The organism is Accumulibacter sp. (genome assembly GCF_031732815.1).
In the GTDB taxonomy this organism is placed as follows: Bacteria; Pseudomonadota; Gammaproteobacteria; order Burkholderiales; family Rhodocyclaceae; genus Accumulibacter.
Map to the genome: position 1 here is coordinate 1 of NZ_JAVMKF010000066.1, position 24,654 is coordinate 24,654.

At 64.4% G+C, this 24,654-nt stretch carries 23 protein-coding genes; 9 read left to right on the forward strand and 14 right to left on the reverse strand.

Annotated features, from left to right (window positions below; all coding sequences use genetic code 11):
* Positions 1-7: 7 nt before the first annotated feature.
* From RKP46_RS05630 to RKP46_RS05655, 6 genes are all read right to left on the reverse strand, one after another.
* Positions 8-679, reverse strand: a complete 672-nt coding sequence (locus tag RKP46_RS05630; RefSeq protein ID WP_311105725.1) for a sigma-70 family RNA polymerase sigma factor — start codon at positions 677-679, stop codon at positions 8-10.
* A gap of 112 nt (positions 680-791) precedes the next feature.
* On the reverse strand, positions 792-1,631 hold the full coding sequence (locus tag RKP46_RS05635; protein WP_311105726.1) for a protein-glutamate O-methyltransferase CheR: 840 nt from the start codon (positions 1,629-1,631) through the stop codon (positions 792-794).
* Positions 1,628-2,815, reverse strand: a complete 1,188-nt coding sequence (locus RKP46_RS05640; protein WP_311105727.1) for a lipid-transfer protein — start codon at positions 2,813-2,815, stop codon at positions 1,628-1,630. Before RKP46_RS05640 ends, RKP46_RS05635 begins: the two co-directional genes overlap by 4 nt.
* Positions 2,816-2,870: 55 nt before the next feature.
* Positions 2,871-4,247 (reverse strand): DNA repair protein RadA, encoded by a 1,377-nt coding sequence (gene radA / locus RKP46_RS05645; protein ID WP_311105728.1) that lies wholly within the window; start codon positions 4,245-4,247, stop codon positions 2,871-2,873.
* Between the two features lie 2 nt (positions 4,248-4,249).
* Entirely contained in the window at positions 4,250-5,353 is a 1,104-nt protein-coding gene (gene alr / locus RKP46_RS05650; protein WP_311105729.1) for an alanine racemase, read from the reverse strand.
* A complete protein-coding gene (locus RKP46_RS05655) occupies positions 5,353-6,255 on the reverse strand; it encodes a LysR family transcriptional regulator (RefSeq protein WP_311105730.1) in 903 nt (300 codons plus the stop codon). Before RKP46_RS05655 ends, alr begins: the two co-directional genes overlap by 1 nt.
* A gap of 182 nt (positions 6,256-6,437) precedes the next feature.
* Between RKP46_RS05655 and lplT the strand changes: the two genes are divergently transcribed.
* Together lplT and RKP46_RS05665 are read left to right on the forward strand one after the other, a co-directional pair.
* Positions 6,438-7,700 carry a lysophospholipid transporter LplT gene (gene lplT, locus RKP46_RS05660; RefSeq protein ID WP_311105731.1) on the forward strand — a complete coding sequence of 421 codons (1,263 nt, stop codon included), beginning with the start codon at positions 6,438-6,440 and terminating at the stop codon, positions 7,698-7,700.
* A gap of 140 nt (positions 7,701-7,840) precedes the next feature.
* Complete coding sequence (locus RKP46_RS05665; RefSeq protein ID WP_311105732.1) at positions 7,841-8,362, forward strand: Lrp/AsnC family transcriptional regulator; 522 nt, start codon at positions 7,841-7,843, stop codon at positions 8,360-8,362.
* Here RKP46_RS05665 and RKP46_RS05670 read toward each other — a convergent pair.
* From RKP46_RS05670 to tsaB, 6 genes are all read right to left on the reverse strand, one after another.
* Positions 8,359-8,856 carry a TPM domain-containing protein gene (locus RKP46_RS05670; protein ID WP_311105733.1) on the reverse strand — a complete coding sequence of 166 codons (498 nt, stop codon included), beginning with the start codon at positions 8,854-8,856 and terminating at the stop codon, positions 8,359-8,361. The two genes, RKP46_RS05665 and RKP46_RS05670, sit on opposite strands and share 4 nt — an antisense overlap.
* Positions 8,856-9,755 carry a TPM domain-containing protein gene (locus tag RKP46_RS05675; protein ID WP_311105734.1) on the reverse strand — a complete coding sequence of 300 codons (900 nt, stop codon included), beginning with the start codon at positions 9,753-9,755 and terminating at the stop codon, positions 8,856-8,858. The genes RKP46_RS05670 and RKP46_RS05675 overlap by 1 nt, the downstream gene beginning before the upstream one ends.
* A gap of 3 nt (positions 9,756-9,758) precedes the next feature.
* Entirely contained in the window at positions 9,759-10,403 is a 645-nt protein-coding gene (locus tag RKP46_RS05680) for a LemA family protein (RefSeq protein WP_311105735.1), read from the reverse strand.
* Between the two features lie 184 nt (positions 10,404-10,587).
* A complete protein-coding gene (locus RKP46_RS05685; RefSeq protein WP_311105736.1) occupies positions 10,588-11,382 on the reverse strand; it encodes a uracil-DNA glycosylase in 795 nt (264 codons plus the stop codon).
* Positions 11,379-11,864, reverse strand: coding sequence for a ribosomal protein S18-alanine N-acetyltransferase (gene rimI / locus RKP46_RS05690; protein ID WP_409194107.1), 486 nt, complete (start codon positions 11,862-11,864; stop codon positions 11,379-11,381). Before rimI ends, RKP46_RS05685 begins: the two co-directional genes overlap by 4 nt.
* On the reverse strand, positions 11,861-12,538 hold the full coding sequence (tsaB, locus tag RKP46_RS05695) for a tRNA (adenosine(37)-N6)-threonylcarbamoyltransferase complex dimerization subunit type 1 TsaB (protein WP_311105737.1): 678 nt from the start codon (positions 12,536-12,538) through the stop codon (positions 11,861-11,863). Before tsaB ends, rimI begins: the two co-directional genes overlap by 4 nt.
* 218 nt (positions 12,539-12,756) lie before the next feature.
* On the opposite strand from tsaB, the gene glgA reads away from it, so the two are divergent.
* Positions 12,757-13,962 (forward strand): glycogen synthase, encoded by a 1,206-nt coding sequence (glgA, locus tag RKP46_RS05700; protein WP_311105738.1) that lies wholly within the window; start codon positions 12,757-12,759, stop codon positions 13,960-13,962.
* Positions 13,963-14,095: 133 nt separating this feature from the next.
* Positions 14,096-16,054: an alpha-1,4-glucan--maltose-1-phosphate maltosyltransferase gene (locus tag RKP46_RS05705; protein ID WP_311105739.1), complete on the forward strand. Its 1,959-nt coding sequence runs from the start codon at positions 14,096-14,098 to the stop codon at positions 16,052-16,054.
* A gap of 52 nt (positions 16,055-16,106) precedes the next feature.
* Here RKP46_RS05705 and RKP46_RS05710 read toward each other — a convergent pair whose 3' ends face one another.
* On the reverse strand, positions 16,107-18,686 hold the full coding sequence (locus RKP46_RS05710) for a glycogen/starch/alpha-glucan phosphorylase (protein WP_311105740.1): 2,580 nt from the start codon (positions 18,684-18,686) through the stop codon (positions 16,107-16,109).
* 309 nt (positions 18,687-18,995) lie between these two features.
* Here RKP46_RS05710 and RKP46_RS05715 point away from each other — a divergent pair, with 309 nt between their 5' ends.
* From RKP46_RS05715 to RKP46_RS05725, 3 genes are all read left to right on the forward strand, one after another.
* On the forward strand, positions 18,996-19,937 hold the full coding sequence (locus tag RKP46_RS05715; RefSeq protein ID WP_311105741.1) for an N-acetylmuramoyl-L-alanine amidase: 942 nt from the start codon (positions 18,996-18,998) through the stop codon (positions 19,935-19,937).
* 82 nt (positions 19,938-20,019) lie between these two features.
* Positions 20,020-20,772: an SDR family oxidoreductase gene (locus RKP46_RS05720; protein ID WP_311105742.1), complete on the forward strand. Its 753-nt coding sequence runs from the start codon at positions 20,020-20,022 to the stop codon at positions 20,770-20,772.
* Positions 20,773-20,809: 37 nt separating this feature from the next.
* The gene (locus RKP46_RS05725) at positions 20,810-21,634 is read left to right on the forward strand and encodes a pyruvate, water dikinase regulatory protein (RefSeq protein WP_311105743.1); all 825 of its coding nucleotides are present in this window, start codon (positions 20,810-20,812) and stop codon (positions 21,632-21,634) included.
* A gap of 27 nt (positions 21,635-21,661) precedes the next feature.
* On the opposite strand, the gene RKP46_RS05730 is transcribed toward RKP46_RS05725, so the two are convergent.
* The gene (locus RKP46_RS05730) at positions 21,662-22,252 is read right to left on the reverse strand and encodes a YiiX/YebB-like N1pC/P60 family cysteine hydrolase (RefSeq protein WP_311105744.1); all 591 of its coding nucleotides are present in this window, start codon (positions 22,250-22,252) and stop codon (positions 21,662-21,664) included.
* A gap of 278 nt (positions 22,253-22,530) precedes the next feature.
* Between RKP46_RS05730 and RKP46_RS05735 the strand changes: the two genes are divergently transcribed.
* Together RKP46_RS05735 and RKP46_RS05740 are read left to right on the forward strand one after the other, a co-directional pair.
* Positions 22,531-24,102, forward strand: coding sequence for a hydrogenase iron-sulfur subunit (locus RKP46_RS05735; RefSeq protein ID WP_311105745.1), 1,572 nt, complete (start codon positions 22,531-22,533; stop codon positions 24,100-24,102).
* Positions 24,095-24,592, forward strand: coding sequence for a hypothetical protein (locus tag RKP46_RS05740; RefSeq protein WP_311105746.1), 498 nt, complete (start codon positions 24,095-24,097; stop codon positions 24,590-24,592). The genes RKP46_RS05735 and RKP46_RS05740 overlap by 8 nt, the downstream gene beginning before the upstream one ends.
* Positions 24,593-24,654: the final 62 nt, after the last annotated feature.

Consider the following 24,654-nt stretch of genomic DNA (forward strand, 5'->3'; position numbering starts at 1 on the left):
TTCGCGATCACAATCGTGCAATCGTCATGGGACCGAGATCAGGTTGTCTGAGGCTCATGTGGCTGGCAATCTCTTCATGCGTCAGACCGCGGAAGAACGACAGCGCCAGAAGCTGGCGCGGCAGTGGGTCCAGGCCGGAAAGCGCGCGGTGCAGGCGATCATTGCGCTGCACGGCCGCCAGCAGATCGTGCGGGTCACCCTCGCCCGACAGGCTGGCCAATGCTTCCTCGTCGAGCGCCTCGGCGCGCTCGCCACGCCGCAGCGTATCGAGCGCGCGGCTGCGGGCAATGGTCAGAATCCAGCTCACCACACTGCCGCGCGCCGCGTCGAAGCGCGGCGCCTGCCGCCAGACCTGCCAGAAAACGTCTTCGGTCACTTCTTCGGCCACCTGCACGTGTCGCGTGATGCGCAAAGCCAGGCCGTAGACACGCCCAGCCATCGCCTCGTACAACTCGCCGAGCGCCTGCTCTTCGTGCCGCACGATGCGGGCGATCCAGGCCTGCAGCTCAGCCTCGCCGGCGAGTGCCAGGCGCCAGCCGGAGGCGTCCGACGGGCAAGCGGCGTCGACCGGTTGCCGCTCATCCGCCGCGTCGTGCGCGCCGGCGTCATCGCTTCCGCCGCCGGCATCGTCGATGCTGTCGAATTCGTCGATCGCTTCTCTCCAGTCAGTCGCTGTCATGAACGGATTCTCCCCCAGTTGATCCGCATACGCAGCACGCACGCGTCTGGATGCAGCACGCCGTGAAGAATTGGTGCGCGCGCTCGCCCGCAGGCGCGCGGCGCGCCCGGATTCAGAGCTTGCGATAGATCGTCGGGCGAACCGCGGCGAGCCCAGTACCGATTCCGCTCAGCGACTCGGAATGGCCAACGATGAAGTAGCCGCCCGGCAGGAGGCGGGGCAGAAGATGGCCAATGACCTGACGCTTGGTCTCCGTATCGAAATAGATCATCACATTGCGCAGGAAGATGACGTCGAACGAACCCATTCCGGGATCGATCGGACGAGTCAGGTTGACCTGCTGGAAGCGGACGCGCTGACGAATCTGCGGCGCAATGCGGAAGCTGCGCTGGTCGTCGGTGGGCAGACAGTACTTGCCGCGCAGTGCGCGCGGGATGCCGTCGGTGCGCGCGTCCGCGTAGAGACCGCTGCGCGCTTTGTCCAGCACGCGCGTACTGATATCCGACGCGAAGACCTCCCACGGCGAGTTGACCAGCGCCTCGGCGAGCACCATCGCCATACTGTACGCTTCCTCGCCGGTCGAACTGGCGGCACTCCAGATACGGAAAGGGCTGGTCGAACGTCGCGTAGCGAGAACAACTTCGCGCAGGAAGTCGAAGTGACCAGCTTCCCGGAAGAAATACGTCTCGTTCGTCGTCAGCAGGTCGACCATCGTCTGCAGTTCGGAAGGATGCGCTCCGCCGACCAGCAGGCGATAGTAGCTGGCGAAATCGTTCAGGCCGTACTCGCGCAGCCGGCGCTGCAGGCGGCCGACCAGCAGCACCTTCTTTGAATCGGCCAGACTGATCCCGGCAAGCTGGTAAATCAGCCGCTGAAACAACGCGAACTCCTGGTCGCTGATCGTCAATGCGTGAGCGAGACCGGTGCGCTCGCTGCCGTAAGGCGCGCTCACAGTCGCTGGTAGAGCGTCACGACACACGCACCGCCGAGTCCGAGGTTGTGTTGCAGCGCGTTGCGCGCGCCGGCGACCTGCCTTTCGCCGGCCTCGCCACGCAACTGCTCGACGAGTTCGGCGCATTGCGCGAGGCCGGTGGCGCCCAACGGGTGCCCCTTGCACAACAGACCGCCGGAAGGGTTGGTCACGATCAGACCACCGTAGGTGTTGGCGCCATCGGCGACGAACTTTTCGGCGCCACCCTCCGGACACAGGCGCAAGGCCTCGTAAGTAATGATCTCGTTCTGGGCAAAGCAGTCGTGCAGTTCGACGACATCGATTTCGGACGGATCGACGCCCGCCTGTTGATAGACCAGGTCGGCCGCTTCGCGGCTCATGTCGGCCCCGACCAGCGCCAACATGCTGCGTTTGTCAAAGGTCCCCGGCCGATCAGTGGTCATCGCCTGCGCGGCAATGAAGACCCGGCGATCAAGGCTGCGCGCTGCGGCAAAGTCGGCTGAGACGAGCACGGCGGCCGCCGCACCGCAGGTCGGCGGGCAGGCCATCAGACGCGTCATACCCGCCTCCGGACAGATCAGCGGCGCCGCCAGCACATCTTCTTCACTGACCACCTGGCGCAGGAGCGCCGTCGGGTTGCGCAGCGCGTGCCGGCTGGCCTTGGCACGCACTTTCGCGAACAGATTCGCCTTGACGCCGTAACGCGCCATGTACTCGAGCCCGGCGCCGCCAAAGTAGCGCAGGGCAAGGGGCGCCTCGAAGGGCGCAATCTCGGCGCAAAGCTCATCGAAACGCGCGAACGGCGAAGGCCGGTCGCTCCAGTGTTCGGTCAGCGCACCCGGCAACATCTGCTCGAAACCCACGGCCAGCACACAATCGGCGACGCCCGCCTCGACCAGCTGGCGGGCGAGGAAAAGTGCGGTCGACCCGGTCGAGCAGTTGTTGTTCACGTTGATGATCGGAATTCCGCTCATCCCGACACCGTACAGCGCGCGCTGCCCCGAGGTCGAATCGCCATAGACGTAGCCGACGATCGCCTGCTGTACATCGGTATAGCGCAGACCGGCGTCGGCGAGTGCGCGCCGGGTGGCTGCGGCGGCCATCAGATCGTAACTCTCGGTTGCGCCGGGCTTGCCGAAAGGGACGGTACCGACCCCGGCCACGAAGACTTTGGCTTGGCTCATTGCTGCTTTCCTGTTGTCCGATGAAGTTGCCCAAGGGTACGACCCGCGCGCACACTCATGCAAGTTCGCGCAGGCGCTGCACGGCTTCTTCGACTCGCCGCACGGCGATCAATTCGAGCCGGCTGACCGCCTGTCGCGGAGCGTTCGCAGCGGGGATGAGGGCGTGCGTAAAGCCGAGCTTCGCGGCCTCGCGCAGACGTTCCTGCCCGCGCGGCGCCGGGCGCACCTCGCCGGCCAGACCGACTTCGCCAAAAACCACCAGCTTTTCAGGCAGCGCCCGGTTTTTCAGCGAAGAAACTACCGCCATCAGCACCGCCAGATCGGCCGCCGGCTCGCTGATCCGCACGCCGCCGACAGCATTCAGGAAAACATCCTGATCGAAACAGGCAATCCCCGCATGCCGGTGAAGAACGGCGAGCAGCATCGCCAGGCGCTGTCCGTCGAGACCGACCGTCAAGCGGCGCGCGTTGCCGTGCGCCTGGTCCACCAGTGCCTGAATCTCGACCAGCAGCGGACGCGTTCCCTCCTGCGTGACGAGCACGCAGGAACCAGCAACCTCGGTCGCGTGCTGCGAGAGGAAGATCGCCGACGGGTTGCTGACACCCTTCAGCCCCCGCTCGGTCATGGCAAAGACGCCGATCTCGTTCACCGCTCCGTAGCGGTTCTTCACCGCGCGAATCAGGCGAAAACTGGAATGTGTATCGCCTTCGAAATAGAGCACCGTGTCGACGATGTGTTCGAGCACGCGTGGTCCGGCGAGTGCGCCTTCCTTGGTCACGTGCCCGACGAGAACGATCGTCGTTCCCGCCTGTTTGGCCAGGCGCGTCAGTTGCGCGGCGCATTCGCGCACCTGTGCCAGCGAGCCGGGCGCCGAAGTGAGCTGTTCGGACCACAGCGTCTGAATCGAGTCGATCACGGCAACCTGCGGCGCGCTCGACTGCAACGTGGCGATGATCGCCTCCAGCCGGATCTCGCTGAGCAAGGGAAGATTCCCGCTCGCCAGCGCCAGGCGCTGCGCACGCAGCGCGATCTGCCGGGCGGACTCCTCGCCGCTGACGTAAAGAACGCGGTGGCGTGCGGACATCTCGGCCAGCGCCTGCAGCAACAAGGTGCTCTTGCCGATTCCCGGGTCGCCACCGATGAGCACGACACCGCCGGCAACCAGGCCACCGCCGAGCGCGCGGTCGAACTCGCCGATGCCGGTCGCCAGCCGCGCTTCCTCGCGGACTTCAATGTCGCCGAGCACCTGCACGCCGCTGTTGCCGGCGAGCGCAGCGTAAGGCTGACGACGACCGGCAGCCGCTTCCGCCGGCGTTTCGACCAGCGTGTTCCAGACGCCGCAGCCCGGGCACTGCCCCTGCCACTTGCCGGCAACCGCTCCACATGCACTGCACGAGAAGACTGTCTTGCGACTGCCGGCTGCCTGCGCCATGCTCAGACGACGACCAGCGGAACGCGGCGCGCCAGGGCGCAGAAGAGCTCGTAGCTGATCGTTCCTGCCGCCGCGGCAACCTCGTCCGCCGGCATGCCCTCGCCCCAGAGAACGACCGGCGCGTCGACGCCGAGCCTCGGCAGTTCGCTCAGGTCGCAAGCCAGCATGTCCATCGACACCCGCCCGAGCGTGCGCGTCCGTTGGCCGCCAACGAGAATCGGTGTGCCGGTACCCGCGTGCCGTGGATAGCCGTCGGCATAGCCACAGGCGACGATGCCGACGCGCGTCGGCTGGCGGGCGACGAAGGTACCACCATAGCCGACGCGTTCGCCCGCCTCGACCTGCTGCACGCCGATGATCCGGCTGCGCAAGGTCATCACCGGCGCGAGCCCGAGTTGCGCCGCACTTTCGTCGGCGAACGGACTGCCGCCGTAGAGCATGATGCCCGGGCGCACCCAGTCGCCGGCGGTCCGCGCGTAGCGCAGGATCGCCGCCGAGTTGGCGAGCGAGACCGGCAAGCCGGCAGCTGCCGCGCAGCCAGCGATCATCCGGGCAAAGCGCTGCAGTTGCCAGTCGATGCAGCTTTCGCGTTCGGCGCCGTCGGCCTCGGCAAAATGGCTCATCAGCGTCACCTGGCCGATCGCCGAGGCCTGCTCGATCGCGCGCCAGGCCGCCGGCAACTCGTCTTCGCTCAGGCCCAGGCGGTTCATACCGGTATTCAGCTTGAGGTAGATCGGCAAGGCAAGCGGCAGCACCGCCCGGCCGAGCATCAACAACTGTTCGAGGCGATGGACGACGACGGTCAGGCGGTACTGCGCGCAGATCTCCAGGTCGGCCGGCTCGAAGAAGCCCTCAAGCAGCAGGATGGGCTGTCGAATGCCGGCTTCGCGCAGCTTGACGGCGTCGCCGAGGTCAAGCAAGGCGAAACCGTCGGCTAGATCGGCGAGTGCGCCGGCCGCGCGCAGCAGACCGTGACCATAAGCGTCGGCCTTGATCACCGCCCACGCTTGCGCAGCCGGATTGCCCACGCGTGCCCGACGCTGCGCCAACAGATAATTGTGGCGCAGCGCTGCCAGGTCGATGCGGGCCTCGATCGGGCGCGGCATCAGGCCGACATCTCCCGCAGCCTGCTGCGGGCGAACTCGACGAAGGTGAGAACAACGCGCGAGCGGAAGCGTTCGCGCGGATAGACCAGCGAGATCGCCCGTTTCAGACGCGGTCGCAGGGGAATGGCGATCAGCGTTCCGAGCTGCCTTTCCTTCTCGAAACTGGCGCGTGAAACGATCGAAAAACCAAGCCCGGTGGCGACGAAGCCCTTCAGCGCTTCCGGGCTGGACAGCTCCATCAAGGTTTTCAAGGATCCCGGCTCGACGCCACAGGCACGCAGATAGTCGTCGGTGACTTCGCGCGTTCCCGAGCCTGCTTCACGCGCAATGAATTCGTGGGCCAGCAGACTGCGGGCCTCGACTTCGCTGTGCTGGCTGAGCGGATGCGTCGGCATGCAGATCACCTGCAGTTCATCGTCACCACAGACCTCGCATTGCAGTGTCGGATGGCTGACTTCCGCCTCGACCAGGCCGATGTCCAGCGTGTGCGCGGCGATCGCGTTGGTGATCACTTCCAGGTTGCCGACAGTCAGGCGCGCGCGCACCTGCGGATAGCGAACGTTGAACTCGCCAAGAATCGGCGGCAGGATGAACTCGGCGATCGTCGTACTGGCGCCAACGAGCAGGCTGCCGCTCATCTGCCCGGTCATCTCGGCGACGCGAATATCCATCTCGGTCGACAGGCTGAGAATTCGATCGGCATAGTCGAGGACGAGCGCGCCGGCCGGCGTCAGCGAAATCCGTCCGCCCCCCCGATCGAACAGGCGCGTGTTGAAGCGCTCCTCCAGTTGTTTGATCTGAAAAGTTACCGCCGGCTGGGTCATGTGCAGCGCCTCGCCAGCCTTGGTAAACGAAAGATGCTTGGCCACGGCGTGAAACACCTGTAACCGACGATCAGCCATAGGCCTACTCCCCTTGTTCTACTTAGCGACTTATATCCGTATTCAAACACAAAACCGGCGCGCCGGACAGGGACCAGGGTCGCCAACCGCCTGGCGCCGGGCGGCGGGTTGAGTGAACAAGGTCGGTGCTTTCATGGTATAAGAACGACATACCAAGAAAACAGACCGATTCGTCATCTCCCATGCCCTTTGGCTTCTACGTCATCATGGCCGCGCAGTTCTTTTCCGCGCTGGCCGATAACGCGCTGCTCATCGTCGCCATCGCGCTGCTGCGCGAGATGCAGGCACCGAGCGAGTACGAGCCTCTGCTGAAGACCTTCTTTACTGTTTCCTACGTCGTTCTCGCCGCCTTTGTCGGCGCCTTTGCCGATTCGATGCCGAAGTGGCGCGTCATGTTCATCAGCAACGCGATCAAGATCTTCGGCTGTGCGCTGATGTACTGGGACGTGCACCCGCTGTTGGCCTACGCCGTCGTCGGCCTCGGCGCCGCCGCCTACTCGCCGGCCAAATATGGCATTCTGACCGAGTACCTGCCGCACCGCCTGCTGGTCGTCGCCAACGGCTGGATCGAAGGCCTGACGGTCGGTGCGATCATCCTCGGCGTGGTCATCGGCGGCACGCTGATCAAGGCGGACATTGCCACCGTGCTGCTCGGCTTCGACTTGCCGCTGATCGACACGGGAGTTGATACCACGGGCGAAATGGCGCTCTGCTTTGTCGCCGTCTTCTACCTGCTGGCGGCTCTGTTCAATCTCTACGTGCCGGATACCGGAGTCGACCACCGCGTGCTGCACAGGAACCCCTGGTACCTGCTGCGCGAATTCAATCATTGTCTGCTCCTTCTCTGGCGCGACCGGCTGGGCCAGGTTTCGCTCGCCGTGACGACGCTCTTCTGGGGCGCCGGCGCCACGCTTCAGTTCATCGTCATCAAGTGGGCCGAACACGCGCTGCAGCTCGACCTCTCCAAGTCGAGCATGCTGCAGGGCGTCGTCGCGCTTGGCGTCGCGCTCGGTGCAGTGGGCGCCGCGAAAATGATCACTCTGCGCAAGTCGGTGCGCGTCATCCCGCTCGGCATCGCGATGGGAATCATCGTCCTGCTGATGAACCTGGTACAGCACGTTGGCCTGGCCGTCGGCCTGCTCATCCTGATTGGCGCGCTGTCCGGCTTCTTCGTCGTCCCGATGAACGCCTTGCTGCAGCATCGCGGCCATATCCTGATGGGCGCCGGCCACTCGATCGCCGTCCAGAACTTCAACGAGAACCTGTCGATCCTGGCCATGACCGGGCTGTACTTCGTGATGATTCGCGCCAATCTGTCGATCTACTGGGTCGTCACGCTTTTCGGGCTCTTCGTCAGTGGCACGATGTACCTGGTCAAGCGGCGCCATGAAGCCAATCAACGAATCCGCGACGATGTCGCCCATCTTGACGACGACGGGCACTGAGCGCGCTCAGCAGCGCGTCAGCGACCTTTCCAGGAGCGCTTGGCGCGCGATGAGGAATCGGGCGGACAAATCGAAAACCGGTTGAAAGCTGCGGAACATCGCATATACTGCGCACGTTTCTTGCACAAATGGCAAAGAAAATGTCAAAGATCACCATTGATCGCTACGACCTGGCCCTCCTCGACGCCTTGCAGCGCAAGGGCAATGCCACCAACGCGACGCTTGGCGAACAGATTCGTCTCTCAGCCTCGCAGATCAGCCGCCGGATTCAGCGCCTTGAAGAGGACGGCGTGATCGCCGCGTATGTTGCCCTGCTCGCGCCTGGGGCTCTCGGGCTGGGCGTCACCGCCTTCGCGCAGGTCATCCTTGAACGCCACAGCGAAACGGCAAGCGAAACCTTCGAAGCTGCCGTGGCGGCCCTCTCGGAGGTCGTCGAGTGCTTCTCGGTGAGCGGCGATGCCGACTACATGCTGCGCATCGTCGTTCCCGATCTGGCCGCCTTCTCCGAGCTGATGATGAAACGCCTGATGCGCCTGCCCGGCGTTGCCCGCATCAAGACCAGCATCGCGCTGCAGAAGGTCAAGCAGACGCACGTCCTGCCGCTCGACCACCTGACGCAACCCGGGAAAGCAAGCAAGCGCTTGCGCTACGCGGAAACCTAGACGAAGAGTGGCGCGTTCGGCAGTTCGTCGACATTCTCGCCGGTCGCCGGGAAATGCTCGCGCAGCGCCTGCGTGACGGCATCCAGCGCGCGCTGCAATCCACCGGCAAAATCCCCCGCGCGAAAGGCAGCCTCCATCTGCCGGCAGAGCGCGTCCCAGAACTCCTGGCCAAGCCGCGCATTGATCCCACGATCAGCAACGATCTCGACCCGTCGGTCGAGGAGCTGCAGATAGATCAGGACGCCGCTGTTCTCCTCGGTATCCCAGACACGCAACTGGGCAAAGAGCTCGAGCGCGCGTGCGCGCGCCGACTGATCGGCGAGCAGCGCCGGCAACGGCAGGTTGCTTTCAATGACCACGCGCAACTCACCGCGATGCGTCGCTTCCGACGCGACCACGCTTTGCTCGACACTGTGCAACAGCGCTGGCGGAACAAGTCGCCCGACCCACCAGTGGGGCAGTATCAGATGGCGCAACACGCGTTGAATCTGCATCACCAGTCTCCCGAAGCACCGCCACCGCCAAAACTACCGCCGCCGCCCGAGAAGCTGTCGGAAAAGCCACCCGAGCTACCGCCACCGCCCCAGGTAATGCCGCCCGACGGCCAACCTCCCCCGCGCCGACCGCCACGCGCCTGACCAGCGATCAGCGCCGCGACGAAAGCGACGACACCCGCCATGACGCCGACGATGAGCGACGAAATCAGCAGCGCGGCGATCACTCCGGCAACCGTGCCAACGATTCCCGCGGCGAACAGGCGACCGAAAATCGCCCGTAGAAAGCGTCCGACGACGAACACCAGGACGACTCCGGCGAAGAGCACGATCGCCATGCGGTCGTCGTCGCTGGCGCTCAGCGACGGCTCGGCCGCTGCTGGCGCCGGCGCCGGCAGCGCTTCGCCAGCGATGATTCTGATCATCGCGTCGAGGCCGGCGTCGATACCGCCATAGAAGTCGCCCTGCTTGAAGCGCGGGCTGATCGTCTCGCTGATGATGCGCTTGGCCGTTGCGTCGTTGAGCGCGCCTTCGAGCCCATAGCCGACCTCGATCCGCAGCTTGCGGTCTTCCCTGGCGATAAGCAGCAAGACGCCGTCGTCCACACCCCGGCGGCCCAGGCGCCAGCCCTCGACGACGCGCAAGGCGTATTGCTCGACCGTCTCGGGCTTCACCGTGGCGACGACCAGAACGGCGATCTGCACGCCCTTCTCGCGCTCGAACGCCGCCAATTTCTCCTCCAGCCGGCTGCGCTGATCGGCGGCCAGCGTTCCGCTGGTGTCGTTGACCCGCGCCGCCAGGCGCGGCACCGGCGCCAAGTCCTGCGCACCGGCGAGAGCGCAGGCGAGCAGAAGGACGAAACCGAACGCCGCGGCGAAGCGGCTGAGGGCGCAACGCATAGCCTAGTTGCCGGCTGCCGGCTGGCTCTTCGGCACCGGGGCCCCGCTGGCGGCGCCTGGTTTGGAAAAGTCGACACGCGGCGCCACCGAAATCGCCTTCTCGTTTTCAACCGTGAAGTTCGGCTTGACCGAATAGCCGAAGACCATCGCCGTCAGGTTGTTCGGGAAGGTACGCACCGAAACGTTATAACCCTCGACCGCCTTGATGTAGCGATTGCGCGCCACCGTGATGCGGTTCTCGGTTCCCTCAAGCTGCGCCTGCAGGTCGCGGAAGGCGGCATCGGCCTTCAACTGCGGGTAATTCTCGGCGACCACCAGCAGGCGCGAAAGCGCGCTCGACAGTCCGGCTTGCGCCTGCTGGAACTTGGCGAAAGCTTCCGGGTTGTTCACCAGATCCGGTGTCGCCTGGATCGAACCCACCTGCGCGCGCGCCTGCGTCACCTGCGTCAGGACTTCCTTTTCGTGGCTGGCGTAGCCCTGCACCGTGCTGACCAGGTTCGGAATCAGGTCGGCGCGCCGCTGGTACTGATTGAGTACCTCAGACCAGGCCGACTTGATCGCCTCGTCGCCAGTCTGAAAGGTGTTATAGCCGCAACCGGAGAGCAACCCGGCAACGAGGAGCAGCACAGCCAGCATTCGTTTGCTCATGACAATTTCCCTTTCCGAAAGATGAAGCAAGAAGCACGTGCCCGCGACATGGTGACGCAGTGCGAATTCTCAACCACCCGTGGCCGGCAGTATGCCTCACACCTTGTCGCTTGTCTCGATGCCGGTTGTCGCAGGCAATGCGCGCAGTGCGCACGGCCAAGTCCAGAGGCCAGGCGCGCGAGCCCTATTGCAAGGTGCGCATCAGGGCGCGCGCGCGGCACAGGTCCTCCCAGGCCTTCGCCTTGTCGGGCAGCGTCCGCAGTAAATACGCCGGATGATAGGTGACGACGAGCGGAATCGGCCGCGCGCTGCCATCCGGTGGTGAAAAGCTCAACGACCTGCCGCGCAAGCTGCCAAGCGGGCCGATTTCGCCGAGCAGCGCTTGCGCCGCGGCACGCCCGAGGAGGACGATCAGGCGGGGCTGGATGAGGGCAATCTGGCGTTGCAGATAGGGCGCGCAGGCGGCCATCTCGCCGGCTTCCGGAGTCCGGTTTCGCGGCGGTCGGCACTTCACGGCGTTGGCGATATAGACGTCGTCGCCCCGCCGCAGATCGATCGCCGCCAGCATCGCGTCGAGCAGCTTGCCGGCCGGCCCGACAAAGGGCTCGCCGCGTGCGTCCTCCTCAGCACCTGGCGCTTCGCCGACAAACAGCCAGTCAGCGTGCACGTCGCCGACCCCCAGCACCGCCTGCCGCCGTTCGCTGCAAAGCTGACAGGCGCGGCACGCGGCAACGCTCGCCTGCAATTCTGGCCAGTCCATGTGCGCAATGCGGGCTGCTCGCCCGGCTTCCGCCGCGCCCGGCGCAGCCTCGCCGCTGGACGATGTGTCCGCCGTCACCTCGCCTGGCGCGGCAAGTGCCGGCTGCCCGGCGGCGCCCGGCGGGTTGGCGGCAAGCGGCGTGCGCAGGCGCCAAAGCGGCGCAAACCCCATTTCGTGCAGAATTTCCTCGCGCGTCAGGCCTTGGCCAGGCGTCTTCATGCCAGCCACCCGGCACCTGCGGTAAGCCCGAGACGCAGGACGAGCGCGTCTTCGCGCCCGTTCGCGGCCGGGTAGTAGGCACGCCGAACGCCAATCCGGCTGAAACCGAAGCGATCGTAGAGCGCCAGCGCGGCAGTGTTGGACGGCCGCACTTCGAGCAGCACACTCGCCGCCCCGGCCTCGCGCGCGACGAGCAAGGCGTACTGCAGCAGCAGCGAACCGTAGCCGATTCGCTGGCAGAGCGGAGCGACGCTGAGGTTGAGCAGATGCGCCTCGTCGAAGACCGGCATGAGCACGAAGTAGCCGACCAGTTTGCCGTGCGAACGGCCACCCCAGACGCTGTAGCCCGAGGTCAGCGAGTCGATGAAGTTGCCGCGTGTCCACGGAAAAGCGTAGGCACGCTCCTCGATGGCAACCATCTCGTCGACATCAGCGTGGCTCAGCGGCTGCATCAGCGGCCGTTCGGCGACGACATCGCTCACGCTCGTCCCCCGGCAGCGAGACGCTCGGCCACCGTCAAGGCAACCTTGTTGCGGACGTAGACCGGCACGGCGTCGGCAGCATCGACGCCCTCGCCACGCGCCAGACTGGCCAGCGCCAAGCGCGCAACGGCGCCGGCATCAGGGATCAATTCCGGCTGCCATGCGTCGACGATCGGTGCCAGCCGCGCACGCAGCAGCGGATGCGCCGCCAGGCCGTTGCCGCAGGCCAGCCAGCCGCCGGTCGCCGGCAGCTCGATCTGCGCGGCCGGCGCGACGACTGTCGGCAGCACCGGCTGGCCAGCGACGAAGGCAGCGAAGTAGATTTCACCCATGCGCGCGTCAAGCGCAACGAGGACACGCTCGCCACCGCTCGCCGCGGCCAGCGCAGCCAGCGTGCCGACGGCAACGACCGGCAAGTCGTATGCGACGGCCAGTCCCTGGGCCACGCCGCAAGCAACGCGCAGTCCGGTAAACGAGCCCGGCCCGGCCGCAAAGGCGATGCCATCCAAGTCGCCAAACGCCAGACCAAGCTCGTCAAGGGTATTGCGGATCAGCGGCAGGAGCGTCTCGGAATGCGGCACGCCTGCCGGGCAAACGCGCCGGACGAGTTCACCCTTGCCGCAGACAGCGATGCTTCCCGCTTCGGTCGAGGTCTCGATGGCCAGGAGATTCATGCGCGGTATTCTACCCTGCCTGGGCAAGCGAGTCGCCAAGGGGGCGCCACCCGCCAGCCGCCGTGCCAACCGCCGAATGCCTCGTCGGGAATGCCGGGACAGGCCGGCGCAGCGCTTGCCGGATGGCCGTTCGAGCGCTTTCCCGATACAATGCGATGGCCTTCACTGAAAGCGCGCGAAGAGCCTTCATCCACAATCACAGCATAGAAAGTCCTCCGATGAAAGTACTGCTATTGACGAGAGAATACCCTCCCTACGTCTACGGCGGAGCCGGTGTTCACGTTGAGTATCTGGCCGGCGAGCTGGCCAAACTGATGCATGTCGAAGTCCGCTGTTTTGGTGACCAGGACACTGTAAATGACGGGGTACGGGTGAAGGGCTTTCCGTTCGGCAAGGGTAGCTTCGCCCACGTCGACCGCAAGCTGAGCGGCGCGCTCGACACCTTTGAAAGCAATCTGGAAACGCTCAGCGAGCAGGTCGACGCCGATCTCGTGCATGTGCACACCTGGTACGCCCACCTCGGCGGCATCCTGGCGAAGACGCTGTACGGCATCCCGCTGGTGCACACGGTGCATTCGCTGGAGCCCTTGCGGCCATGGAAACGCGAACAGCTTGGCTGCGGCTACGACATGTCTTCGTGGATCGAGCGCACCTCATTGGGCATGGCTGACGCCGTGGTTGCAGTTTCCGAAGGCACCAAGAAGGACATTCTCGAGCACTTCGACATCGATCCGGCGAAGATCAGCGTCATCTACAACGGCATCAACGTTGACCAGTATCACCCCACCCCTGACGCGGAAGCGCTGGAAAAATACCACATCGATCCCGACCGGCCGTACGTCCTCTTCGTCGGCCGGATCACCCGCCAGAAGGGAATCATCCACCTGGTCAACGCCGTCAAGTACATCAATCCGGACGCCCAGGTCGTCCTTTGCGCGGGCGCGCCGGACACGCGCGAAATCCTTGCCGAGATGGAATCTGCGGTCAAGCACGTCCGCCAGCAGGGCTTCAAGAACATCATCTGGATTCAGGAAATGGTCAGCAAGGCAGAGGCGATCCAGTTGTACTCGCACGCCCGGGTGTTCTGCTGTCCGTCGATCTACGAACCTTTCGGCATCATCAATCTGGAAGCGATGGCCTGTCGTACGGCGGTCGTGGCGAGTGCCGTCGGCGGAATCAAGGAAGTCGTCATCGACGGCGTCACCGGATTCCTCGTGCCGCTCGAGCAGTTGCACGTCGCACCTTTCGAACCGGTCGATCCGGATACCTTCTCACGCGACCTGGCCGCTGCGATCAACAAGGTGCTCGACGATCCGCAGCTTTGCGAGGCGATGGCCGCCGCCGGCCAACAGCGCGCGCGCGAGGTTTTCAGCTGGTCGAGCATCGCGCAGCAGACCAGGGCGCTGTACAACACACTGGTCTGACGCCTTGGCCCTGGCGTGATGCTCGCCGCGCTGCCGAGCGAGGCCGGCATGCCGCCGGGCAGGCCATGTTTATCGATTTTGCCAGAACATGTTTCCGGCTGTACCGGACGATTAGTACTTAGGAGCAGCAAGAATGGTCCCGCAAGACTACCCACGCGTAATCATTGAAGCGGTCGAGCCACAGGTTGATGGCGGCCGTTTCCCCATCAAGCGCGTCGTCGGCGAGAAAGTTGCCGTCGCCGCCGATATCTACAAGGAAGGACACGACAAGCTCGCCGCACGTCTCAAGGTGCGCCCGGCGGGAACGACGACCTGGCTGGAGAGCCCGCTGCAACCTGGCGACAACGATCGCTGGCACGGCGAATTCACCGTCACCTCGATCGGCCGCTGGGAGTACACCATCGAGGCCTACGCCGAACGCTACCTTTCCTGGGTAGATGAGATCGGCAAGAAGAACGTGCCCGGCGCGCAGCTCACCAGCGAGTTGCTCGAAGGCCTGACAATCCTGAAGAAATCCACCGCCCTTGCCGTGGGTGAAGACCGCAGCCGCATGCTAGGCATCATTGGCGCAATGGAAAGCGCGCTTGCCGCCGGCGAGCAGCAGGGCGCCGTCGATCTGGGAGTCGGCAGCGTCATGCATGAAATGATGGCCAGGTATCCTGATCGCAGCGAAGGCTATCAGCTTGCGCCAACGCTGAGCGTCATGGTCAACCGGCCGGTGACGCGTTTCGCCGCCTGGTACGAGTTCTTCCCGCGCTCGCAGGGAACGGTGCCTTTCCGGCACGGCACGCTGCAGGACAGCATCAAGCGCCTGCCAGCAATCAGGGCGATGGGCTTCGACGTCATCTATCTGCCACCCATCCATCCAATCGGCTACGCGTATCGCAAAGGCAAGAATAACAGCCTGGTCGCCGAACCCGGCGATGTCGGCAGTCCATGGGCGATCGGCAACGAGCATGGCGGTCACATGGGGCTTGAACCACAGCTCGGAACCTGGGCCGACTGGGACGAGTTTGCCGCCACCTGCCGCGAGTTGGGGATTGAAATCGCGCTCGACTACGTGATGAACTGCTCGCCTGATCACCCCTACGTCGCCGAGCATCCGGACTGGTTCTTTCATCGGCCGGACGGCTCGATCAAGTACGCCGAGAACCCGCCGAAGAAGTATCAGGACGTCTACCCCTTGAACTTCGGCACCGCCGACCGTGCCGGTCTGTGGCAGGAGATGCTGAAAATCTTCCTGTTCTGGGTGAGCAAGGGCGTGACGACCTTCCGCGTCGATAATCCGCACACCAAACCCGTCCCATTCTGGGAGTGGGTGATTGCCGAAGTACACCGGGAACACCCGGAAGTCATCTTCCTTGCCGAGGCATTCACCAAGCCGAAGATGATGCGCCTGCTGGCCAAGGTGGGATTTGCCCAGTCCTACACCTATTTCACCTGGCGCAACAGCAAACACGAGCTGACCGAGTACGTCAGCGAACTGACCAGCGGACCAATGAAGGAATACTTCACCGGTAACTTCTTCGCCAACACGCCGGACATCCTGCCGCCGATCCTGCAGTATGGCGGTCGACCGGCGTTCATCATGCGGGCCGTCCTCGCCGCAACGCTGTCGACCGTGTATGGCATCTACAGCGGTTATGAACTGTGCGAGAACGCGGCGCTTCCCGGCAAGGAGGAGTACCTCGATTCGGAGAAGTACGAGATCAAGGTACGCGACTGGCTGGCGCCCGGCAACATCGTGGACGTCGTCACGCGGATCAATCAGATCAGGCGCGAGTCAGCGGCCCTGCAGATCTACAACGATGTCCTCTTCGTGGCGACCAGCAATCCGCAAATCCTGGCCTATGCCAAGATGACCGACGACCTGTCCGACGTCATCCTGTGCGTGGTCAATCTCGATCCGCACCACAAGCAGTCGGCCCTGCTCGACATCCCGCTGAGCGCTTTCGGGATTGCCGCCGACGAGCAGTATCAGGCGCATGACCTGCTCTCGGACGAACGCTACCGCTGGCAGGGACCGACCGCCTACGTCGAGCTTGGCCCGCCAGGCAAGATGGCGCACATCATCAAGATACGGCGCTGGTAAGCGTTACGCGGCGGACCGAGCGCAGCCCGATCCGCCGCCTGGCGCTCCCCACTCAGTTCCCTTCGCTCGCCGCGCGCTTGAATTCCAGTTCATCGGGCGACAAATCCCTCAGGTCGATGCGTACCGGGCTCACCTTCCAGATGTCGTCGCAATACTCCTTGATCGCCCGATCGGACGAGAAGAATCCGGAGCGCGCGACATTGAGGATCGACATGCGCGACCAGCGATCGGCGTCGAGGTAAGCGTCGGACACCCGATTCTGGCAGTCGATGTACGACTGGAAGTCAGCGAGCAGCATGTAGTCGTCGTGATAGAGCAGATGGTCGACAATCGGCCGGAAGACTTCGCGATCGCCACGCGTGAAGAAGCCACTGGCAATCAGGTCGATCACCTCGCGCAGGTGCGCGTTCGCCTCGTAGTAGTCGCGCGGACGGTAGCCGCGTCGGCGCAGTTCGACAACCTCGGGAACACCCATGCCGAAGAGGAAGAAATTCTCGTCGCCGACCTCCTGCCGAATCTCCACGTTCGCGCCGTCGAGCGTGCCGATGGTCAGCGCGCCATTCATCTGAAACTTCATGTTGCCGGTACCCGACGCCTCCTTGCCGGCGAGCGATATCTGCTCGGAGAGATCGGAACCCGGAAAGATCAGTTGCGCGTTCTTGACGTTGTAGTTCGGGAAGAAAACCACCTGCAGGCGCCCCTGCATGGCCGGGTCACGCCCGACGACATCGGCCACCGCGTTGATCAGGCGAATGATCAGCTTCGCCATGGCGTAGCCGGGAGCGGCCTTGCCGCCAAAGATCACCGTGCGCGGTGCGACCTGCAGGCCGGGATCATCCTTCAGGCGTTTGTACAGCGAAATGACGTGCAGCAGATTCAGGTGCTGGCGCTTGTACTCGTGCATGCGCTTGACCTGGACATCGAACATCGACGCAGGATCGACCTCGACATGCGCCGAACGTCTGATTTCGCGCACCAGGCACTCCTTGTTGTGCGCCTTGATGCACCGCCACTCGGCACGAAAGCCTGGGTCGTCGGCGTGCGCCTCGAGTGCGCGCAGTCGTCGCATGTCGGTAATCCAGCCACCGCCGATCGTGCGATCGATTAGCTGCGACATCGCCGGATTGGCCAGGCGGACGAAGCGGCGCGGCGTCACGCCGTTGGTCTTGTTCCTGAACTTCTCGGGCCAGAGAGCATAGAAATCGGTCAGTACGTCCGATTTGAGCAATTCGGTATGCAGCGCCGCCACGCCGTTGATCGCGAAGCTGCCGACTGCCGCCAAGTGCGCCATGCGCACGAAGCGCGGTCCGTCCTCGTCGATCAGCGACATCCGCCGCAGGCGCGCGTCGTCGCCCGGGTAGCGAATCCTGACTTCGTCCAGGAAGCGGACGTTGATCTCGCAAATGATCTCGAAGTGGCGCGGCAGGACACGCCGGAAGAGATCGAGCCGCCACTTTTCCAGCGCCTCGGGCAGCAGCGTATGGTTGGTGTAGGCAAAAGTCTTCTGGGTGATCGCCCAGGCCGAGTCCCAGCCCATCGCGTACTCGTCCACCAGCAAGCGCATCAGCTCGGCAACGGCAATCGACGGATGCGTGTCGTTGAGCTGCACGACAAACTTCTCGTGGAAGCGCTCCAGCGTGTTTTCCCTTTGCAGTTGCAGGCGGATCATGTCGCGCAGCGAACAGGTGACAAAGAAGTACTGCTGTTCGAGGCGCAGCGTCTGGCCGGCCTCTGTCTCGTCATTCGGATAAAGCACCTTGGTGATCGTTTCCGACGAAATCTGGGCATCGACCGCCTGAAAGTAGTTGCCGGCATTGAACGCCGCGAAATCGAACGACTCCGGTGCTTCCGCACTCCACAGCCTGAGCCGGTTCGGCGTATTCACCCCGTAGCCAAGAATCGGCATGTCCCAGGCCGTGCCCCGGACGATCTTTGCCGGCACCCAGACGACGTGCGTCCGGCGCTCGCCGGTCGGTTCAAGCCTCTGTTCGGTATGGCCGCCCAGCTGTACGTCAAAGGCGATGTTTGGCCGATGGATCAACCACGGACTGCCGGCGCGGAACCACTTGTCGGTCAGCTCGACCTGCCGGCCATCGCGAATCGCCTGCGTGAAGATGCCAAACTCATAGCGGATGCCGTAGCCGATGGCGGGAATCTCGAGCGTCGCCAATGAATCGAGATAACACGCAGCGAGGCGACCCAGACCACCGTTGCCCAGGCCAGGCTCGTCTTCCTGATCGAGCAGCATCTCCAGATCGAGGCCGAGTTCCGCCATGGCCTGCCGGGCGCTCTCGAAAATTCCCAGGTTGATCAGATTGTTCCCCAGTTGGGGACCGATCAGGAACTCGGCCGACATGTAGCAGACCGTGCGGCTGCCCTGGTCGCGATAGGTCCGCGCGGTCTGCACCCAGCGGTGCAGCAGGCGGTCGCGCACCGCCCCAGCCAGCGCGTGAAAGCAGTCGCGCCGCGTCGCGACCTCGGGGAAACGCGCCTGCACGTACATCAGCTTGTCGAGAAAAGCGCGCTTCAGGGCATCCGCACCAAGCCCGGTACGCCTGTCCTCGCGTCCGGCGAGAGGCGCCGGATCAAAATCGGTCAGTGCTGCGTTTGCAGCCTGTTGCTTGTCGTCCATGTCAACACCCCCGCCAATACTTCAGTCGTTATTCGAGTGATCCGGGCGTGGCTCTTCAATCGGCAAACCACCCCATTATTTAGTCTATAGCATTACTCGGCAAGACGCACACGATGGCGCAGCGGCGCAAGCAGACGCTGCTCGGCACAGCATGTGCGCGCCATCGTCCGTTGCCAGCCAGGCCCTCCTTTTTCTCCCGCATGCGGCCGCGCCGGTAAGATGATGCTAGGATTGCGCCGTGCCGTCGGTGGCGATCGACCTGAGAGGGCCACCTGGTGCCCCACAATCACCTGCAGCGAGGAGACGACAATGGGCCTGAGAATCGAAGACGACAAACTCATCGGCGACCTGGTAAGCTATCGTGAAACCCCCAATCGCGGCGGCAGCCTGCGGCCAAGCTACCTGATCATGCACTACACCGCCGGGCGATCGCTCGAAAGTTCGGTGCAATCGCTGTGTACCCGCAAGCCGCAAGGCAACGCGTCGGCACACATCGTGCTAGGGCGCGACGGCAGGATCGTCCAGCTTGCGCCGTTCAACATCGTCACCTGGCACGCCGGTGTGAGCAGTTGGGCCGGGCTCGTCGGCCTCAATTCGCATTCGATTGGTATCGAAATGGACAACGCCGGCCTGCTGAAGCGGGTCGGCAACCAGTATCAGTCGTGGTTTGGCCAGGTCTATCCGGAAGACGAAGTGACGCTCGCCGCGCATCGGCACGGCGGCCCGGTATCGCCCTGGCACGCCTACAGCCAGGCGCAAATCGAACGTGCGCTCGAACTGGCCGACCTGCTGGTCGGGCACTACGGCTTGCAGGACGTGCTCGGCCACGAGGACATCGCGCCCGGCCGCAAGACTGACCCCGGCCCGGCCTTTCCGCTCGCCGCGGTGCGTAACCACGCGCTCGGGCGCGAGCACGATACGCCGGCGCGCTACCTGGTCACGGCGGCCAGCCTGAACATACGCAAGGGGCCAGACGCCAGCTTCGAACCAGTCGCCCCGGCGCTGCGCAAAGGAACCGAGCTTGACCTGCTGGAAGCGCGCGACCGCTGGAGCCTGGTCGAGGTGGTGCGCAATCCGGATGTCGAGGGCTGGGTGAGCAACAGCTTCATCGCTCCGCTCAGCGAGCCACGCGAACTCAGGCCGCAGGAAGCGCGCACGCTGGCGCCCACCGAAGAGGCACCGACAATCCTCACCGAAAAGCGCAAGGGCCACTCGGGCAAGCGCAAACGTAAGGCGGGTGGTCACCGGTAAAACTGCCGCTGACCGGGCAAGGCACGCTCCTTGCCGGCCTGCTCACCGCCGGTCGGCGACCGGCTTGATCTGGAGAAAACGAATGGATCTATGGGGTTGCTCAGCGGTGGTGACCGGAGCAGCATCGGGCATGGGCGCCGAGACGGCGCGCTTTCTGGTCGACGCGGGCGCCAAGGTGAGCCTGATCGATATCGATGGCGACGGCGTGCATCGCCTGGCTGACGAGATCGGCGGGCTGGCCATTGCCTGCGATGTCGCCGATGCCGTGTCCACCGAACAGGCGCTGGCAACCGCTCGGCAGGCACACGGGGCAGCGCGTGTTCTGGTTCATTGCGTCGGACGCGGCCACTCCGAACCGATCTTTGGTCCAGCCGGGCCGCTGCCGCTGGAAGACTTCCGCCAGCTCGTCGAGGTCAACCTGATCTCGACCTTCAATGTCATGCGCCTGGCGGCAGCCGACATGGCTGCCCTGCCCCCGATGGCCAACGGCGAACGCGGGGTAATCCTGTTTACCGCTTCGGTTTCGGCCTACGAAGGGCAAAGCGGCGAAGCCGCCTACTCGGCGTCGAAAGGAGGCGTCGTCAGCATGATCCTGCCGGCAGCGCGCGAACTCGGTCCGCTGGGAATTCGCGTCGTCGGCATCGCGCCGGGCCTCTTCGGCACGCAGACCCTGTTCGCGATGGAGAAGAATCTTGACTCCCGGCTGGTTCATCAGATTCCCTTTCCCCACCGCTTCGGCGACCCGGCGGAGTTTGCCATGCTCGTCCTGCACGTCTTGAAGAACGTGATGGTCAACGGCACCGTGCTGCGCCTGGACGGCGGCTATCACCGATGAGTCGCGCGAAGGAACCGGCGGCCAGAAAGGAAGCGATGTGAGCAAGAAGGTGATCGTCCTTCACCTCGTTTCGCACGCCTCGGGCGAACTGGTCGAAATGCTGGCGCGCAACGCCGTCGGACAACTGACCGGCCTCAAGGTTGACCGCCGAATGTGGAAGATGGTCCGCCACCTCGGGCAGGTTCCCGAGATTCTCGCGGCCGTCGCGCGCTCGCCGGGCTACGTCATCCACAGCATCAACCATACCGATGTCCGTCAAGCGCTCGAAGAAGGCTGCAGCCGGCTCGGCGTTCCCTGTCACTTCGCCCTCGAACCGCTGATCGGTCGGCTCGCCGAGTACTCCGGCGCGCGCGTGCAGTCGTCAACCAGTTCGCGCGATCCCTTTGACGAAGACTACTATCGTCGCATCGAAGCGATGAAGTTCACCTTGGCGCACGATGACGGGATCGCCAGCGACGACCTCGATTCAGCCGATGTCATCGTCGTCGGCGTCTCCCGGGCGACCAAGACGCCGACCTGCATGTACCTTGCCTCGCGCGGGATCAAGGCAGCCAATGTTCCGCTGGTGCCGGGCATACCGCCGCCGACCGCCGTCCTGCGCGCACGCTCGACGCTGGTCGTCGGATTGACCATCGATCCCGGACACCTGTCACGCGTGCGCAGCCAGCGCCTGCTCGCGCTGCACGACGACGAAAACATCAGCTATGCCGACATCGAAGCGCTGCGCCGCGAGGTGCGCGATGCGCAGCGGCTGTTCATCCGCTGCGGTTGGCCGATAATCGACGTTACCGACGGTTCTATCGAGCATACCGCAGCGACGATCATCGAGTTGCTCAAGGCGCGCGCCGAGACGCCGAAATAGGTCGAGCACCGCGCGACGGACGAGCCGTCACATGATGCGGAACTGACTGATCAGCCTTTGATCCTTCCAGATGTCATCCGGACTGATCGAATTGCGGTGAAAGGGAAATTGCACGTCGGCCTTGCGAAACGCTTCGTAGACCAGCTCTGAGCAGATGTACTTGCGGTCGCGCACCTTGCGTCCGCGGCGAAAGAGGATGCGCATGGCGATCCGGAAGATTTCCCAGTTGTCGTACGGCCGGGTCAGCGCATCCATCCCGAAGCTGATGACCTTCTTGGTATTCTCGCCGTCCGGCTCGGGCGACAGCCGGCCGACGAGGATGTAGCCCTTGTACGGCTTGCTTCGCCCATGGTAATCGCGCAGGTACTTCGAGAGCGGCACCAGACGGACGCCGATCATCGTCTCGCTCTCGAGTACGAAGATACGTTCCAGGTGATCATCGCGATAGATGATTCCGACGTGACTCCAGAGCGACTTGGTGAACCACTGGATGGCGCGCGAGAAAAAGTAGGTTCCGGAGCAGAAAACAATGTCACCGGTGCGCAACTGCTGGCGCGCCTGCTCGTAGTCGAGCACCGGAAACTGGGCGACAAGCTTGGCGGTCAGGGGTTCGGCCATGGGCAACTCCACACGCTGTGGAAACATCCTGCGCACCGGGCAGGAACTCAGCCGCCGAGTGTATGCGCTGCGGCAAGCTGCGGTCAATCGCTGGCGCACTTTGCCAACCAGACGGGCAGATGGCCCAACGGCACCCGACCGACCGCGCGCCGCCGGCCGGCGACGCTGACGACCAGTGTTCCCGCGGATTTGACTCGGGTCAATTCCGGCTTCCGCCCGGATCTATATCATCAAGGGCTAATAATAACCACTGATCGCGATTGAGGAAGCTTCCCGACGTGAGTTTCCACGCAGCCTTGCGCAAGGCGGTGCGGCGCATCTTCCTGTCTGTCGAAGAAGCGCTCGACGGACCTTTCGGTGGTGCGGACAACCCGCTGCGCCACCTCGGGGCAATGGGCTTGTACCTGCTGTGGATCGTCGTCGGCAGCGGCCTCTACCTGTACACGGTGCTCGATACCGGCATCGACGCCGTCTACATCTCGATCTCGGCACTCTCCCGCGAGCAGTGGTACTTCGGCGGGATCCTGCGCAGCCTGCACCGCTACGCGGCCGACGGCTTCATGCTGGTCATGCTGCTGCATCTGCTGCGCGAGTGGTCGTACGAGCGCTATCATGGCTTCCGCCTGTATTCGTGGATGACCGGCATACCCCTGATCTGGCTCGCCTACGCCGCCGGAATCGGCGGCTACTGGATCGTCTGGGACCAGCTTGCACAACTGTCGGCGACGGCGGCGAGCGAATTGCTCGACTGGCTGCCGATCTTCAGCGAGCCGTCGGCACGCAACTTCCTGACCCCCGATTCGATCAGCGACCGCTTCTTCACGATGCTGGTCTTCATCCACCTGGGAATTCCCTTGCTGCTCATCCTCGGCCTGTGGGCGCACGTGCACCGGATCGCGCACGTCGACTATCTGCCCACGCGGCGCGTGATGCTGGCGACCTTGGCCGCGCTGACGCTGCTCGCGCTGCTCCAGCCAGCGCTGAGCAATCCGCCGGCCAACCTGGCGCAGGTGCCCGGCGCGCTCGACTTCGACTGGTTCATCCTGTTCATTCATCCGCTGACCAGCGCCAGTTCGCCGGCTTTCGTCTGGTCGCTGCTCTTCGCGCTGACCGCCTTGCTCTTTGCCCTGCCGCTGCTGCCTCATCCGCCAGCCGACGCGGTCGCCGTCGTCGATGGCGCGAATTGCACCGGCTGCGACCGCTGTCTGGCCGACTGCCCGTATGCGGCGATCGCCATGCAGCCGCACCCGACGCGGCCTGGCCTGAAGATCGCCGTCGTCGATGCCGATCTCTGCGCCGGGTGCGGCATCTGCGCTGGCGCCTGCCCTTCGTCGACGCCCTTTCGCCGCCTCGAACCGCTGGTCAGCGGCATCGACCTCCCCCGACTGGCTACCAACGACCTGCGCCGGCAGCTCGAAGACGCGCTGGAACGGCTCGCCGGGAGAACGCCGATCGTCGTTTTCGCCTGCCGTCGCGGCGCGCCCAGCCTTGCCCTGCGGGCGGTCGACACGGCGGTCGTCGAACTCGTCTGCGCTGCCATGCTGCCCCCGGCCTTTGTTGAATACGCGCTGCGCGGTGGCGCCGACGGCGTTGTCGTCGCCACCTGTCGCAGCGCGGGCTGTGCCTTTCGCCTCGGCGAGCGGTGGACCCGCGAGCGCTTGCTCGGCCAGCGCGAACCCCATCTCAGGCGAAGCGTGCCACCCTCGCGCCTGCATGTCGTCGCCGCGGCAGGTTCCGACGCCTCGCTGCTCGCCGCCGAGCTGAGTGAGTTCAGGGCGGCACTGGCGACGCTGCCGGCGTCCGCCGACCGACTTCCCCCCTACCAGCGGAGACCCTCTCATCATGCTTAAGCCCGCCGCCATCGCCGGTCAGGTGATTCTCTATGGGGCCTTTGCTTCCTTCATCGGCTACTTCGCGACCTCGCCGAAGTATCGGCAGATTCCCCCCGACGTCGCGCTGATCAAACTGTCGATCAGCCACCTCGGCGACCGCGAATGCCGCAAACGTACGCCGGAGGAACTCGCCAAGCTGCCACCGAACATGCGTGCGCCGCTCGACTGCCCGCGCGAGCGTTCCGATATCAAGCTCGAAGTCGACCTCGACGGTCAGCCGGCATTCCGCACGGTAATGCACCCGACCGGCCTCTACAAGGATGGCGTGTCGACCGTCTACAAGCGCTTCGAGCTCAAGGCCGGCGTACACCAGGTGGCCGTGCGAATGAACGACAACCGCACCAAACCCGGCTTCAACTTCGTCAAGGAAGGCGAGGTCAGCCTCGCTCCGGCGCAGGTGATGGTCATCGACTTCAATCCGGACAAGGGCGGCCTGTTCTTCAAATGACGCGTGCCCCCCGAACCTTCGGCCGGGCTCGCCGCCCGTCCCGCGGCGGCCTCAGCCAGGCC